Below are 16,581 nucleotides of genomic sequence, written 5' to 3' on the forward strand. Positions count from 1 at the left end.
GTTACTGAAAATGCTTGATAAAGTACTGATTGCCAATCGCGGTGAAATTGCGCTTCGCATCTTGCGTGCCTGTAAAGAGTTGGGCATCAAGACAGTCGCAGTGCACTCCACCGCAGATGAAAGTTTAAAGCACGTGCTTTTGGCTGACGAAACCATTTGTATCGGTAAGCCATCTGCAACCGAAAGTTACTTAAACATTCCGCGTATTATCGCAGCGGCAGAAGTCACTAACTCAGTGGCTATTCACCCTGGTTACGGCTTTTTAGCAGAGAATGCTGATTTTGCCGAAGCGGTTGAACGTAGCGGGTTTATTTTCATTGGACCAAAAGCTGAAACCATAAATTTGATGGGCGACAAGGTGTCGGCAATCAAATCGATGAAGGCGGCCGGTGTACCTTGTGTACCGGGTTCTGATGGGCCATTAAATGATGATGAAGCGCGCAATAAAAAGTTAGCCCAAGGCATCGGTTATCCGATTATTGTCAAAGCCGCTGGTGGCGGTGGCGGCCGTGGTATGCGCGTTGTTCGCAGTGAAGAAGAGCTAATCGGTGCTATTGCAGCAACGAAAGGTGAAGCAGCCGCCGCGTTCAACAACGATGTGGTTTACATGGAGAAGTTCCTTGAAAACCCTCGCCACGTCGAAATTCAAATTTTGGCTGATGGTCAAGGTAGCGCAATTCATTTAGGTGAGCGTGACTGCTCTATGCAGCGTCGTCACCAAAAAGTGGTTGAAGAAGCGCCAGCGCCAGGCATTACTGAAGAAATGCGCGCCAAAATTGGTGCCCGTTGTTGCCAAGCATGTATCGATATCGGATACCGCGGAGCAGGTACGTTTGAATTCTTGTTCGAAAATGGTGAGTTTTATTTCATTGAAATGAACACCAGAATTCAGGTTGAGCATCCAGTATCAGAAATGATCACGGGTGTCGATTTGATCAAAGAGCAATTACGTATCGCGGACGGCCAAAAGCTAACGATTTCTCAAGAGCAGATCCAAGTGCGTGGGCATGCGATTGAATGTCGTATTAATGCCGAAGATCCAGACACGTTTATACCAAGCCCAGGTAAAATTAATATGTTTCACCCACCTGGTGGCTTAGGTGTACGTTGGGATTCGCATATTTATGCGGGTTATTCCGTACCGCCTAACTATGACTCTATGATTGGTAAGTTGATTACATACGGTGAAACCCGTGAAGTGGCGATTGCTAGAATGCGCCACGCATTAGGCGAGCTGGTCATTGAAGGTATAAAAACCAATATTCCATTACAACAGCGTATTATGGCCGATGAAGCCTTTGCCGCTGGTGGTGCGAATATTCACTATCTTGAGAAGAAACTAGGCCTTGGTGGTCACTAGTTTAGGTCTTTCGAGATAAATCGAAAAAGAGTGCTTATGCACTCTTTTTTTTGATCTGTATATGGTTAACCTGGTGCGTCAGCCGTTTCTTTAGCTTGAATACGGTTTAGCCTCCAAAGTGAATACCAACCTATTGCAATGCCTGATACAACATTAGCGACGGCGATACCAAAAAAGGCATAATCGATTTGCGCAAATGTGGCGCCAAGCCAAGATAAAGGGACATAAAATAACGCAGAGCGAACCACGTAAAACCCCAGCCCCACTTTAGCCTTGCCAATAGAGTTAAAGGCAGCAGCAGCTACAATTACGATACCGTAACCCCAAACACTCAAGGGAATGATGCGCAGATAACTCAACGCCTGGGCTGATACTTTGCCGTCGTCCGTAAAAGCACCGACAATAAACGGCCCGGTAAACCATAAAAACGCACTCAACATCAACGCCCATACAATACATACCCAATAGCTAATCTTGAGTCCATCAATAATGCGTTGAACTTTGCCCGCGCCCCAATTTTGCCCCGCCAATGGGCCAATAGCAGAAGACAAGGCAAGCATGGGTATCACCGCAAAAAACTCGATTCGTGTTGCCACGCCGAATGCAGCAACTGATTTCTCGCCAAACCACGCCACAATAGCGGTGACAATGGCGATCGATAAAGGATTGACCATATTACCCGCGGCGGCAGGCACAGCAATAGAGAGCAAGTAGCGCCACGAAGCCACTAGTTGCTCTTTGGAGGCAAGCTGAAAACTCAGTAGTTTTTCACGCATAATCAGTATGGCTAGTGATGCGAATAGAGTCAGTACTTGGGCCAGTAAAGTGCCGTAAGCTGCCCCTTCAATATTAAAGGCCGGAATAACGCCCCAACCAAAAATTAAGATAGGTGTGGCCACAATATTGACCAGCGCAGAGCCAATCATCATTAAGCTTGGCCAGAATGCATCCCCTACCGAACGGATCAAAGCGTTTGCAATCATGGGCACAACTAAGAATGGCACAGAGATAAACCAGATACGCATATAGCGCGCACCTAACTCCAACACTTGCCCTGTTGCACCTAATAAACTCAGTAACGGTTTCACGTATGTATAACCAAGAATAGCCACAAACATAACCACCAATATACCGAGTAATAAACTATCAGTTGACAAACGCTTGGCCTGTTCTTTGTCATTTGAGCCCACGGCGCGGGAGACCGCTGATGCCGCTCCAACCCCCAAGCCGATGGCTAAACTTGATATGCTCATAGTGACGGGAAAGCTGAATGACAAAGCGGCAAGGTATTCGGTACCTAATTGGCTAACAAAATAGGTATCGATTAACGACACTGACAGCACCGCGATAATGCCAAAAATCATGGGTAAGGTGAGTTTCACTAATACCTGATGAACAGGTGGGACAGTTAAGTCGCGAGATGTAGGCAAGATAGCTCCCAAAAAATAAACACAGACAATAACAAGAACGCATTTATCTGCGCAAAAGTTCAACGTGATCGGCGAACGCGTTAGTTTACGCTAATTAACTAATGTTATACTGGCTTCTTTGCCATTAGATAAGACCTGCCATGCCTTGGATCCAACTCATCATCGACACTAAAGCCAAATACGCTGAGCAAGTGGGTGACATGCTAAGCGCCAACGGTGCCCAAGCAGTTACCTTTGTTGACGCAAAAGACACCCCTATGTACGAGCCCAAGCCAGGAGAGGTAATGTTATGGCCGGAAACGCAAGTCGTGGGCTTATACGAAGCGGATTATGATATGGACGGTGTCGTCGCCAGAATGAGTAAATCAAAGGTGCTAGGGGCAGATTTTCCTCACAAGCTTGACCAACTAGAAGACAAAGATTGGGAGCGAGAATGGATGGACAACTTTCATCCTATGCGGTTCGGTCAGCGCCTGTGGATTTGCCCAAGTTGGCGCGACGTGCCCGACCCAAGCGCGGTCAATGTTATGCTTGATCCGGGCCTCGCATTCGGCACGGGTACGCACCCAACAACCGCCTTGTGTTTACGTTGGTTAGATGCGCTAGAGTTAAGCGATAAATTAGTGGTCGATTTTGGCTGCGGCTCCGGAATACTGGGAATAGCGGCAATAAAATTAGGGGCCAAGCGGGTGGTAGGCATCGATATTGACCCTCAAGCCCTACTGTCGAGCCAAACCAATGCCGATCGTAATCACATAGGCGACAAAATAGAGCTGTATTTGCCCGAGCATCAACCTGAATTAAAGGCTGATGTCGTGCTGGCGAATATACTCGCAGGACCACTTCGGGATTTACGTGAAGTGATCACTGCGTATTGTAAATCTGGTGGCAAATTGGTTTTATCTGGCATCTTGGCCGAACAGGCTCAAGGGATCAACGATTTATACAGTCAAGACTTTCACATGGAGCCGATTGAAATTGACGGTGAATGGGCGAGGGTATCAGGTAAGCGCAAATAGCGAAGCCTGCGGCTAAAAGGTTGTCACGAATTACCGGCGTAAATATCAAGTTTAATGCCGGTTTCTTCCCCTCTTTCCACTTTGTTTAAAATGCCTGGCCCTAACGCTCCTGAGGTATTATTCACATTCATGGCCTCCCCACATATCGAGCAAGCTACATGTGCTGTGCCAGCTTCGCCACAAGTCGTATGAAAATAATGAACAGGAGGGCCATCCCGATCTCCCTCCCACTTGTCTCCCCAGTGGACAATCGCCAGCATGATAGGGTAGAGGTCAAGGCCCTTCTCGGTAAGCTTATATTCAAAGTGTTGTCTGTTTTCATCATATAAGTCTTTATACAGTACCCCTGAATCGACTAAACGATTGAGGCGGTCAGATAGGCGATGCTTGGTTATCCCTAATGATTTCTGCAATTCGGAAAACTTAGTGACTTTCCAAAAGATATCTCTGAGGATAAGCAGTGTCCAGCGATCGCCGAATATCGCAGCTGAACGCGCGATAGAGCAAGATTGCTCGTTTATTTGGCTCCATTTCATAACGTAAATTCTTTTTCTTATTTTAATGACTGTGTTAATTCACAACATAGGTTGAAACGTTTGGCAAAAGAGGTGTTTGCACATCAGGTTTATTTATCATTCCGGATAAAAGCGGGCTGCAATTATTCCAAATACATGTCGGTAACCCATGGACTAATTGACCGGAAAACACAGAAAAATCATTCTTTTTAACTTCAACGAGTTAACAGATTAACAGTAATTCCACTGACGAGAATGAAAATAATTGAAAAATTCCTTACTAAAATTTATCTAATTTAGACGCCATAAATATAACCGCTCTTTTTTCGGTAATTATTTTCAACGCATTGTCGCGACTGCGCTGGGCGTCTTTTTTGCCTCAATAAAATCGCTCAAATGCACATACTGAAATTACATAATGAGTTTGAAAATATATTTATGAAAGCGCTTTCATAAGTATATCTCTTTTGCTACTGTAAATGTATTGTTTCTTTGTTGTTAAATTTTTGCTTGGGACTTAGCTACTCAAATAACGCTTTAATGCAATCAGAAATGAAAGCGCTTTCATTTTATTTGTTGCCGCACTATAAGCTGATTTACCTTTGCTTATAAAACACAGAAATAAAAAGAAGAAACAAAAAGCAGTGATAAGAGAATTACGGGTTTGGGTTTTGTTGTGTGTTATCTGAGTGCGCTATTAGGCGTTCCTAGAGTTCGACCGACCTAATAGAAATACAGTCCAAAACAACGCCTTTTAAGGCTAAAACACAAGACACGTCCAGGAGAAACACATGAACAAAACCGTTAAACAGATCGTATTAGCGAGTAGCATCCTGCTAGCCGCCCCGCAAGCAATGGCCAATATGCTAACGGGAGGAGACTTCGCCAACAATTGCAGTATTGCAGACTGGGACCAGTTCGGGAATGTAGGCATTAGCGGAGCGCCAGGCAATTGTGCAGCGACTTTAAGCGTTGACGATGTCATCGATTTTGAGACTGAATTGTCCCAAGGCCTATCCTTAAGCAGTGGAATAGACTACACGCTAAATGTAGATTTTAGTGTGGATACAACGATGAGTGACCCAATCTTGGATGATTGGTTCTCCATCAGCTTGCTTAATCAAGATTTTGAATTCATTGAGCTCTTCTCTACGGATATCTTATCGGCGCAAAGCTTCAGTGAATCCTTAACAATTGCCGCTTCTGATCTTGCCAGCTACGCAAATCAAGACTGGTCATTATCGTTTTATATGTTTGATGGTTTTGAAGCGGACAGCAATCAATCCACTGCATCCATTACATTTGCATCCTTAGATGCCGTAGTAACGGACGTGCCTGCGCCAGCGGGCTTTGCATTATTGCTTTTGGGCTTTGCAGGCTTGTTCACGCGTAAAGCGCTTGCTCGTTCCAACGGATGGCCTAGCCAAAAAGCGGCCGTGTCTTGGACTAACGTGAACGGTGGGATAAACCAATGAAAATTAGAAACGATATGGGCGGGGCACTGGGTGCCCTTTTGTTCTTTGCGTCTTGTACGGCATCCGCCCAGTGGAGCTCATTAGACAATACCATCAGTGTGTCTCAATCCAGCGCACGTTATATGCGCGCTGAAGGCGCATACGTAGTGCAGGTTAAAGCAACGAACAGTAGTGCACAAACTATCAGTGGTCCTTTTAGGGTACTCATTGAAAACGCCAGCTTGAACGTAAAAGACGCTGACGGACAAACAGACAATGGTGTGCCTTATTTCAATTTTCTGTTAGACGAAATAGCACCCGGTGCGACGGTATCGGTCAATGTAAGATTCGAATATGCGCGGCGCACCAGGCTCACATTCGAACTATCTATTCAAAGTAATGCCACGTTAGATGCTGATGGTGACGGCGTCAACGATGACGATGACGATGATTTATGCCCAACCACGCCTGAAGGAATAGCAGTTGATGAGACAGGCTGCCCATTAATCGACAGTAACTCGGGTTGGACGCTAGTTTGGCGTGATGAATTTAGTGGCAACGTGATTGATGACACCAAGTGGACTCACGAAGTGAATTGCGATGGGGGTGGTAACAACGAGAAGCAGTGTTACACAGACAGCAGCGACAATGCCTATCTTGAAAATGGCGTTCTAAAAATCGTTGCTAAACCTGAGTCTGGCCAAGCACTACCGTATAGCTCGGCGCGCCTGATCAGCAAAGAAAAAGGTGATTGGACCTATGGCCGTTTTGAAATTCGCGCCAAAGCGCCATCAGGGCAAGGCGCATGGCCAGCGATTTGGATGTTACCTACCGACAACGTCTATGGCGGTTGGCCACATTCAGGTGAAATTGACATATTTGAAGCGGTTAATCTAGGAGTGCCCCTTGATGACGGCCAGGGTTCTGTTGAAACAAATGTGCATGGCACACTGCATTATGGCAAAAGTTGGCCTAATAATTCTTATACAGGGCAAAGCTATACCCTGCCGGATGGGGAAAACCCAGCGGATGATTTTCATGTGTACGCAGTTGAATGGCAAGAAGGCGAAATACGTTGGTATGTAGATGACGTATTGTACCAAACTCAATTGAAATCAGAGGTGAGCTATAACTCTGACGGTCAAGCAGATGGCTTAACGCATAAAGGCTGGTTTACCGAACAAGACGGCGAAATCCTATTAAACAACGCTCCGTTTGATGAGCGCTTCCACTTGTTGCTTAATTTCGCAGTAGGCGGGAGCTGGCCTGAAGCAGTGAATCAAGGCGGCATAAATGCCAGTGCTTTTGATGGGCAAAACAGCTTCGATGTGGATTACGTGCGTGTGTTTGAGTGTTCGGTTTCGCCTAGTACGGGGGAAGGTTGTGCAACGGTAACAGACAACTACTTAGCGCCTAAATCTGAAGGGGGCACACTGATTAATGGTGCTGCCCCTGCGCCGACTGTGCCATCTGACGGCGTGGCAAGAGACCTAGTGATTTTCGAGGATGAAATGACCGCTGCTTGGCCTGCGTGGGACTGTTGTGGCGGTACTAACCCAAATGTTGTATTCGATGATGATAGTCAATCACAGGTTATTGAATTTACCGTGGGCGGCGCGCCAACCGTGTTGGGGTTTAATACCAATGAGGCGAGCAATCCGAGTCCATTTGATGCCTCACCTCTATATGAGACTGGCGTACTTGAGTTTGATTTAAAGCTTGTCACACCGCCAAACAATAGTGCTGCTGGCTGGAATGTGAAGGTAGAGCAGGGCAGTGCCGCCAGCGCAGCGCAAGTGAGTATCGCCACGCCAACTGAAACTTGGCAACATTATTCAATCCCGCTAAAAAACCTAAGTGACGCGGGTTTAAATTTGAACGGTATAGATATAGTGATGCTGTTTCCTGATTGGGGCCAAGGTGGAGGAGCAGTCTTCCGCGTTGATAATATCAGTATTTTGCAAACACCAAGTGATGATGCGAACAACGGTGAAGTGGAAAGCAACTTACCTACATTTAATTTCGAACCAAATGGCTTAGGCGCCGCGCTGAACTGGAATGTGTTTGAAAATAGCGATAACCCACCACTGGAATTTGTACCTAACCCAGATACGTCAGGCATAAATAACTCATCAACCGTGGCTAAAATTACCGCGCGCGTTGCTGGTGCGCCTTGGGTAGGTACAGAGATCCAGCATGGCCAAATTAGCCCGTTCACGTTAGATGAAAGCAATAGCATCGTTAAAATGATGGTGTACAAGAGTGTTGTCAGCGACGTAGGCGTGAAGTTCGCAATTGCCAGCGGCGGCGCCCAAGGCGAAATAAAAGTGGCTAATACTAAGGTCAATGAATGGGAAGAACTCACCTTTGATTTCAGTGCTTATATTGGCTTAGTAGAAACCATCGATATCGATCAAGTGATCGTTTTCCCCGACTTTGATTTTTCTACTCGTGCACAAGACAACACAGTCTACTTCGACAACATCCGTTTCTTTGGTAGCACGGGCGACGACGGAAGTGATGGCGGCGACAACGGCAGTGGTGGCGGTGATGGCGGGCAAAATCCTACGCCCGATGGTGACTTGGTCGCTAATGGTGACTTCACTAGTGGCACTGACGGCTGGATAGGCGCAGTGAATGTTATCTCTGACAATGGCAATAATGTATTTATGGCTGATGTTGCGGTTGCAGGTAACCCTTGGGACGTAAATCTCAGTCAAGTAATGACCTTGGTACCAGATGAAACTTACGAGCTAACTTTCAAAGCGAAAGCATCTGTGGCGCGTAACATTATCGCTGGTTTAGGGCTAAATCAAGATCCTTGGACGAATACTGTGCAAACCGTCGCTTTAACGACCACTTGGCAAACATTTACCTACACCTTAACCACCACGGGGTTTGGTGATGACAATAGTCGGGTGTTTTTCGACTTAGGTGCCCAAGTGGGTGCGGTTTACATCGATGATGTCAGTGTGGTGTTAAAAAATGAAAGTGGTGGGGGTGATAATGGCGGTGGTTCGAGCAACCTTGCAACATTCGATTTTGAATCAACAGGATTTGGCGCTGGTTTAAGCTGGAACGTATTTGAGAATGACGATAATGCCCCCCTTGAGTTCGTTGCTAACCCCGATACCTCTGGTATTAACGATTCAAGTACCGTGGCGAAAATCACCGCAAAAGTTGCAGGTGCGCCATGGGTAGGCACAGAAATACAGCACGGGCAAATGACCCCATTCACTTTAGATGCAAGCAACAGCATCGTTAAAATGATGGTGTACAAGACTGTTGTCAGTGATGTGGGTGTTAAGTTCGCGATTGCTAATGGCGGCGCCCAAGGCGAGATAAAAGTCGCCAATACGAAAATAAACCAATGGGAAGAGCTCACCTTTGATTTTACTGGTTATATAGGATTATTTGAAACCATAGATATCGACCAAATCATTATCTTCCCTGATTTTGATTTCGATACCCGTGCGCAAAACAACATTGTGTATTTCGATAATATTCGCTTCACCAATGGTGACGATGTGAGTGCGCCTGAAGGCTGGAATTTAGTCTGGAGTGACGAGTTCAGTGGTACATCCATAGATCAAAGTAAGTGGACCCACGAAGTGAATTGCGACGGTGGCGGCAACAATGAGAAGCAATGCTATACCGCAAACAGCGACAACTCTTTTGTAGAAAATGGCCTGCTAAACATAGTGGCCAAGGCCGAGTCTAACCAAGCATTGCCATACAGTTCAGCTCGTTTAATCTCTAAAAACCAAGGTGACTGGACATACGGCCGCTTTGAAATTCGCGCTAAGGCTCCATCTGGCCAAGGGGCATGGCCTGCTATTTGGATGCTACCTACCGACAATATTTACGGTGGTTGGCCGCACTCGGGTGAAATCGATATTTTCGAGGCGGTTAATTTAGGCGTGCCATTAAATGACGGTACAGACAATGTTGAATCGAATGTCCACGGCACGCTTCACTATGGTCAAAGTTGGCCAAATAATGATAACTCAGGCCAAAGCTACTTGTTGCCAAATGGCGCAAACCCGGCGGATGATTTCCATATTTATGCCTTAGAATGGGAAGAGGGCGAAATGCGTTGGTACGTGGATGGCGTGCTGTACGAAACACAGCGTAAATCAACACTTAGCTATAACAGCAACGGTGATGCGAATGGTTTAGCTTACCGAGGTTGGTACACCGAGCAAAGTGGCGAAACGTTATGGAACAACGCCCCTTTTGACGAGCGTTTTCATTTATTGCTCAACTTTGCAGTCGGTGGTGCTTGGCCAGAAGTGGTCAACCAAGGCGGAGTGGATGCCTCAGCATTTGATGGTACCAATCGCTTCGTTGTTGATTATGTGCGGGTTTACGAATGTGCTAATTCGCCTAGCAACGGCCTAGGCTGTGCCACTGTGAATGATGGTTACGCTGAGTCAGTTGAAAATGGCGGAACATTAATAACCGGCGCTGCGCCCATTCCTGTCCCTGAGTCTGACGGCATCGCCCGGGACTTGCTGATCTTCGCTGATGTTATTAACCCTCAGTGGCCAGCATGGGACTGTTGCGGAGGTTCAACCCCGAGTGTTGTTTTTGATGATGCAGCCCAATCACAAGTGATTGAATTTACGGTGGGTGCGACGCCAACAGTACTTGGTTTTAACACGAACTTTGCTGATGCCCCTAGCCCATTTGATGCATCGCCCATTGAAGCAAATGGCACCTTGGAGTTTGACCTCAAATTAGTCACTCCAAGTGCTAATACATCTGCCTCGTGGAACCTAAAAGTAGAGCAGGGCGGCGCGACCACTGAGGCAGTTGTGACCCTAGCGACACCCACAGCTCTGTGGCAGCACTACTCTATTGACATTGCAGCGCTAAAACAGGCTGGCCTTGGCCTGAACGGGATCGATGTAGTGATGATATTCCCTGATTGGGGGCAAGGAGAAGGGGCAGTCTTCCGTGTCGACAACATGCAATTTTTGCAAGGCGAAGACGATGGTACAGGCGGAGGTGACGACGGAGACGGTGGCGATAACGGCAACGGTGGCGGCACTGACCCAATCGTGGGTGATGAGATCGTCGCAAACGGCTCTTTTGAAAACGGCAGCGAAGGCTGGATTGGTGATGTAAGCGTGGTGGAAGATACGACTTCTGCTGATGGCAATCATGTGTTTCAAGCCGATATTGCGATGGCTGGCAACCCATGGGATGTCAACCTAAGTCAGGTAATGACCTTGACTTCAGGCGCTACTTACACGGTGACTTTCAAAGCCAAAGCGTCAAAAGTACGCGATATGTTAGTCGGACTTGGCTTAAACCACGATCCTTGGACCAATGTCACTGAAACCGTTGGGCTGACCACTGATTGGCAGAGCTATACCTACACGTTAACCACTAATGGTTTCGGTGATGACAATAGCAGAGTGTTCTTCGACCTTGGTGCTGACACTGGCGTAGTGCAAATCGATGACGTTAGTGTGGTGCAAGTCGCGCCAGCAGGTGGTGGCGACGGTGAACCAGTTACTGAGCAAGCGTTCGTGTTGATTTCGTCGACTCAAGCAACCGATATCGACTTTGTGCCAAGCACAGTCGGTGAGTGGAGCACAGGTACCACGATTCAGAGCGACGTGATGTTTGATGGCTTGCTTGGCTGGGAATTAACCTCTAGCTCAAATTCACCAGAGCAAGGCAACTGGGGCACAGTGCTCGCCTTTCAAAACGGTATTAACGGCGACTTTAGTTTGTTCAATCGTATTGAGTTGAAGTTGGCTACCACAGGCAATTTTGCTGGTGGCTATAAAGTTGCTATATCGGCCAATGGCGTGAGTAAAGAAATCGCGCTACCGGTCAATGAATCAATAAGTACCTGGCAGAATTTGGCCCTTAATACTGCTGACATTCCACTGAATATGTCGAAGGTCGATTGGATTGCCGTATATGGCATTGGTGGTCAAGCGGGTGTTTCACAGATTTATGTGACTGACTTTTCGTTGATAAAAAATACAGCGCTTGAGTTTGATACGAATACTGAGAACGACTTCGTGTTCATCTCATCGGATGCAGCTGTGAGCAGTGACTTGATTGTCGATAATGATAATTTTAGCGACGTAGGTAATGTCATATTTGGTGAGTGGAGCACAGGCACCGCGATATCAAATACCCAATACGCTGGTCTAAACGGACTTCGTTTGGCTGCTGGTGGGTCTTGGGGCGCAGTATTGGCTTTGCAAGGCGATATTTCTGATGGCGTGAATATCGATAACTACGACGTTGATTTCAGTCAATACACTAACTTGCGCTTTAAAGCAGCGTCACAAGGTGCGTTTGAGCGATATGCCGTGTCTATCGTGTCTAAAATCGGTGATGGTGAATCAGTCCAAGAAGTAGGGTTTGCGCTATCAAGCCAAGCTGATTGGAACAATATCGATATTGACCTTGGCATGTATGGAGTGGATTTAGCTAATATTAGCCAAATTGCGGTCTTTGGTGTGTATCAAGGAGGCTCAGCGAGCCAAAGCTTGTACATTACCGACCTTGTGATGTACGACACAGGTAAAGTCGCTACCAATAGCAAAGACAGCTCGGATGACAAGTTTGTATTCTTCTCATCAACGGGCGAAACCAGCGATATGGTGTTTGACGGTGACAACTCTGCTCATAACGGCAATATGACTATAAGCGAGTGGTCTACCGGGACGAGCTTTACCCCTGACGTGATGTATAACGGGCTAAGCGCATTTCAGTTAGTGCGCGGCTCGGGCAGTTGGGGCGCGGTACTGGCCTTAATGGGGGATACTTACGGTGATGTGCAGCAGTACAGCATTGATGTTGCGCAGTATCAGACGCTCAACTTCAAAATTGCTGCCCAAGGTGGATTCTCTGAGTACACCTTAGACTTTATCGTGGATGGGGCTGAACATAAAATCCCACTTACGGTGAACGGCAACTGGAATGATGTGACCATTAACTTAGCGGATGTACCGTTAAACCTGTCTAAGCTGACCCAAATCGCCATTTTCGGGGTTGGCGGAGGTCAAGGTAACAGCATTTACATTACTGACATGAACCTTAGCAAGTAGCAAAAGCAACTGGACCACAGGTTAAATGTGCTTAACCTGTGGTTTGGCCGCAAGCATAAAACCTAAACCATACGATATCGACGTGGTTTAAGTTTTTTTATGCCTGATGTAAGCCAAAACGGTCAAAGTTTGACTCATCGGATGATTAACCATAGTATTTCATCGAACCTAATTAAAGCAAAGGAGTGCATGGGTGCTCCTACCGTTGTATCAAAAGGAATTACGTTTGAAATACTCAAAAATCGCCATCGCTGTATCCGCAACTGTATTACTTAATGGTTGTTTGGAAGTCGAAGATAAGAACAATTCAGAAGTAGTAAACGCTCTGCAACAGCAAAATGAAATCCTCAGCGAACAAGATCAAAAGAAATCAGTGACGGTTCGCGGTTTGGTAGTGAATTCGCTAAATAGTGAACCAGTGAGTTCAGCCAAAGTTACCGTGAAGACCGGAGTTGAGACGATCGCAGAGGGCATAGTCGGTACTGATGGTAAATTTAGCATCAGTGATTTACCTTCGAATTCCGATTTAGATCTTATCGTCACTAGTGACAGTGATGAATTTATGCCTCGTGCATTTTTCTTCAACACTGAATTTTCCGAAGGCTCAAATAACCAGCAAGATATCGGTATATTAGGCGTATCTGAACCTGTAGATGTGTCCTTTACTGTGTTGAATGGTGCTGATAACACGCCAATTACCGACCTGGTTTTTAAGGCTGACTCAAGCTCTCCAAGTTACTCAGGCGTGAGTTCCAGCACCTTTGAATATTTGCACCTGTCGACCTTCGACGACGTTAACGGCATATACACCATGACGTTACCTAGATACATTGACGTAGCAGCGACTGCATCTTTAGACGTAAATAAAGACGGCGAGCCTGATTATGTGCTTGAGAGTCTTCCCTTCTCTAGTGGTAATAACATTACTTTCTTCTCAGCAAATGAAGGTGATGCGGATGAGGTTTATTTGTTAACAGCAGATGATGCGGCACCAGAGGAAGTTGAATACCGTGTGGCGTTAGTCGACGAGTTTGGTGACCCGCTTATTGGGGCGAGCGTTCTCGTGAATGATCAATACAACGACGATGTCAGCGCTACTTACGATACTGATGCTGGGGAATACGTGCTAAACGCAGCATTTGTACAAAGCTTGAGTCTTCAAATTCCCGCCTTTAGCGTCGGTGAGGTCAATTATCAGAGTGCATCAATTAATATAGACGAACAGAATGATGGCCGTCTGAGCGTTTATTACTCAGGGGCTGCTGATTATGCCTCGTATTATGTGTCCTCCGATACAGAGTCCTTAAGTTTTGCTCTTCAACCACAAAAACTAGTGAGCAACGTAAGTGAGCTTGAAGTAGTTTTGGTTAGCGAGCCTAATCAGGTGGATTCAAGTTGGAACGTGTTCTACTCACAATCTGTAGCCGTTGAAGCAACTAATGTCACATTGACTAACCAAGATGCGTTTACTGTTACCAAAGGGAATGCAAGCGCTGATGATTTGGTTCTAGCAGGAACAACCAGTATTGTTGGTGGCATTGATATGGCTGTTAATGTGGCTTTAAGCAAAAATGACACGCGCTTAACGGTCTCGCCTGATTCTCTTTTAATTGCAGGTGATTCATATCAATACAGTGTGGGGACCATTGAAGTTGTCGCCACGGGACAAACTGTTGACTTGTCTTCTGACAGCAAACAATTCACAGTGCCGGCAAATGAAGAAACTGGATTTGATATAGCTCAGGTTCGCTTAGATAATAATAACTACACAACAAACGGCAACGCCATTACTGCACAAAATACAGCAGGTGAAGCATCGTCACCTTTCGATTCTGATCGCAATGTATATTTAGTATTACCATCTACCATAAATAGCTTACAAAGTTTCACTATGCGTAGGCTCTCCATTGTGGATGATGGTAATAGTGCTTTATCAACAGAGACCTATAACCTAGTTGAAAATGGAAATGTTCAACTTAACTCAAGTGCTTTAGCTGCGCTCGCTCAAAATGAAACGCTTTATACAGATAACATAAACTTCAGTATTTATGATGGGATGAATTTACCTGATGCAGCAAAAGCATATACGAAACAAATGTATATTTATCTTTCTGATAGCACTTCAAGTAATGAAAATAGTGCTACTTTTGAATATGCTTACGAAACGAAATCGGGTGATGTTGTAACTGGTAACATCAAGCTCAATGTTGAGTAGCACAGTGTAGCCTTACTTCACAGCATAAAACCTAAACCATGCGATATCGACGTGGTTTAGGTTTTTTTATGCGCAATTTACAACAATTTTTATATGCTATTTGCAATAGTGTGCAGACATAATAAGAAGTGTATTTACCTAATGGTGCAATGTTTGATGCGGTGGTGCAGATAAGCACGTTGATGAATTGTTATATAGGTTGTAAAGCCCTGAATTTAAAGGCTTGTTTATAAAGAGAAATGTGGTGTTGTTTTTGCTACATTTGCGCTCCTTTTATAATTTGTTATTGGTATTGAGATGTTTCAAGGTTTTTCCTGCTTATCTAATGCGTCGCTGCTCTTCGTATTTTCTATTTTTTGTTCCACTGCATCTGCTGAAAAAGTCATTTATGATACCGACATGGGGATCGACGATTGGTCGGCCATGCTGGTGGTAGCGAATCACCCAGAGATTGAATTGCTCGGAGTGACATCAAATGGGGTAGGGGAAGGTCACTGCGCTGATAATATGGTGAATATTCCGGGCTTGTTGGCGCTGTCAAATTCGCCAGATGTGCCCTTTGCGTGTGGTGATGATTTCCCGATGGATGGTTACTATGCCTTTCCGGCCCCGTGGCGGCAACAAGCGGATACCCTGTCAGGGGTGCCTGTGCCCAAAACCAACCGTAAGCCAACAGAGCTTGATGCTGTTGATTTGATTCATCAGCTGCTTAGCCAGCAAAATGAGCAAGTAGTATTACTCAGTGCTGGTAGCTTAACGAATATCGCCCAGTGGCTGCAGAAATACCCGCAAGATATACCCAAAGTTTCGCGCTTAGTGATGATGGGGGGCGGTTTCGATGCCCCAGGCAATATTATTGTGCCTGGCTTTACGGGGGATCACCCCAACAAAAAAGCTGAGTGGAACATATACGTAGATGCGGTGGCGGCAGATATCGTATTTACATCTGATTTAGCGGTAGAAGTAGTCGGGCTCGATTTAACCAATCAGGTCATGGTGACCCCAGAATACGCCAAGCGTTTTAAGTCACAGGTTAAAACCCAAGCAGCAGAGTTTTGGGATAAAGTATTAGACGACAACGACTGGTTTATCGAATCGGATGAGTATTACTTTTGGGACGTGTTAGCCGCACTCGTGGTGGTTGAACCTGAGCTATGCCAAGGCGAAATGCAGTCGGTATGGGTTGAACATACCAAGGTGGCCGCTGGGGATAAATGGGTAGATACCAGCATGCCAGACGTCACTGAAGCCGGTCTACCTCGCTCTCATTACGACCCCGCTACATTTGGTATTACCCGCATTGGCGGTGACAATCCAAAAGTGAAAATATGCCGCCACACCCAGCCACAAAGAGCGTTCGATGCGTTGATTGAAATACTTAATATTGAAAAGCAATCAGGCAACAAGGCCATCTGATGCGCTAGTACGTTCAAAGCCGTTAGCCGGTTCGCTCAAGCTAACGGTCTTTGCTTGGTTTACTCGCTTATCTATTCGATTAATGACTGAATC

8 protein-coding genes are annotated in these 16,581 nt (G+C 46.0%); 6 read left to right on the forward strand and 2 right to left on the reverse strand.

Annotation, left to right across the window (positions count from 1 at the left end):
* The first annotated feature begins 10 nt into the window (after positions 1-10).
* Positions 11-1,360, forward strand: coding sequence for an acetyl-CoA carboxylase biotin carboxylase subunit (accC, locus tag AC0VYA_RS00475; protein ID WP_011573031.1), 1,350 nt, complete (start codon positions 11-13; stop codon positions 1,358-1,360).
* Positions 1,361-1,425: 65 nt separating this feature from the next.
* Here accC and AC0VYA_RS00480 read toward each other — a convergent pair whose 3' ends face one another.
* Positions 1,426-2,790: an MATE family efflux transporter gene (locus AC0VYA_RS00480; RefSeq protein ID WP_475489713.1), complete on the reverse strand. Its 1,365-nt coding sequence runs from the start codon at positions 2,788-2,790 to the stop codon at positions 1,426-1,428.
* Between the two features lie 140 nt (positions 2,791-2,930).
* On the opposite strand from AC0VYA_RS00480, the gene prmA reads away from it, so the two are divergent.
* Complete coding sequence (gene prmA, locus AC0VYA_RS00485) at positions 2,931-3,809, forward strand: 50S ribosomal protein L11 methyltransferase (RefSeq protein WP_473477338.1); 879 nt, start codon at positions 2,931-2,933, stop codon at positions 3,807-3,809.
* A 23-nt stretch (positions 3,810-3,832) separates the two neighbouring features.
* On the opposite strand, the gene AC0VYA_RS00490 is transcribed toward prmA, so the two are convergent.
* Positions 3,833-4,345: a winged helix-turn-helix transcriptional regulator gene (locus tag AC0VYA_RS00490; protein WP_475489714.1), complete on the reverse strand. Its 513-nt coding sequence runs from the start codon at positions 4,343-4,345 to the stop codon at positions 3,833-3,835.
* Between the two features lie 770 nt (positions 4,346-5,115).
* Between AC0VYA_RS00490 and AC0VYA_RS00495 the strand changes: the two genes are divergently transcribed.
* The 4 genes from AC0VYA_RS00495 (at position 5,116) to AC0VYA_RS00510 (ending at position 16,488) form a co-directional block, all read left to right on the forward strand.
* Positions 5,116-5,799: a PEP-CTERM sorting domain-containing protein gene (locus AC0VYA_RS00495; protein WP_475489715.1), complete on the forward strand. Its 684-nt coding sequence runs from the start codon at positions 5,116-5,118 to the stop codon at positions 5,797-5,799.
* Entirely contained in the window at positions 5,796-12,857 is a 7,062-nt protein-coding gene (locus tag AC0VYA_RS00500) for a family 16 glycosylhydrolase (protein ID WP_475489716.1), read from the forward strand. Before AC0VYA_RS00495 ends, AC0VYA_RS00500 begins: the two co-directional genes overlap by 4 nt.
* A gap of 226 nt (positions 12,858-13,083) precedes the next feature.
* On the forward strand, positions 13,084-15,072 hold the full coding sequence (locus AC0VYA_RS00505) for a hypothetical protein (protein WP_475489717.1): 1,989 nt from the start codon (positions 13,084-13,086) through the stop codon (positions 15,070-15,072).
* Positions 15,073-15,369: 297 nt separating this feature from the next.
* Positions 15,370-16,488 carry a nucleoside hydrolase gene (locus AC0VYA_RS00510; protein ID WP_475489718.1) on the forward strand — a complete coding sequence of 373 codons (1,119 nt, stop codon included), beginning with the start codon at positions 15,370-15,372 and terminating at the stop codon, positions 16,486-16,488.
* The last annotated feature ends 93 nt before the right edge of the window (positions 16,489-16,581 follow it).

Source organism: Paraglaciecola sp. QJM3NY_14 (genome assembly GCF_056173245.1).

What these genes read in the sequence shown, in the direction of transcription:
- accC (WP_011573031.1), top strand. Translation starts at nt 11, where the DNA reads ATGCTTGATAAAGTACTGATTGCCAATCGCGGTGAAATTGCGCTTCGC.
- AC0VYA_RS00495 (WP_475489715.1), top strand. Translation starts at nt 5,116, where the DNA reads ATGAACAAAACCGTTAAACAGATCGTATTAGCGAGTAGCATCCTGCTA.
- AC0VYA_RS00490 (WP_475489714.1), bottom strand. Translation starts at nt 4,345, where the DNA reads ATGAAATGGAGCCAAATAAACGAGCAATCTTGCTCTATCGCGCGTTCA.
- prmA (WP_473477338.1), top strand. Translation starts at nt 2,931, where the DNA reads ATGCCTTGGATCCAACTCATCATCGACACTAAAGCCAAATACGCTGAG.
- AC0VYA_RS00500 (WP_475489716.1), top strand. Translation starts at nt 5,796, where the DNA reads ATGAAAATTAGAAACGATATGGGCGGGGCACTGGGTGCCCTTTTGTTC.
- AC0VYA_RS00510 (WP_475489718.1), top strand. Translation starts at nt 15,370, where the DNA reads ATGTTTCAAGGTTTTTCCTGCTTATCTAATGCGTCGCTGCTCTTCGTA.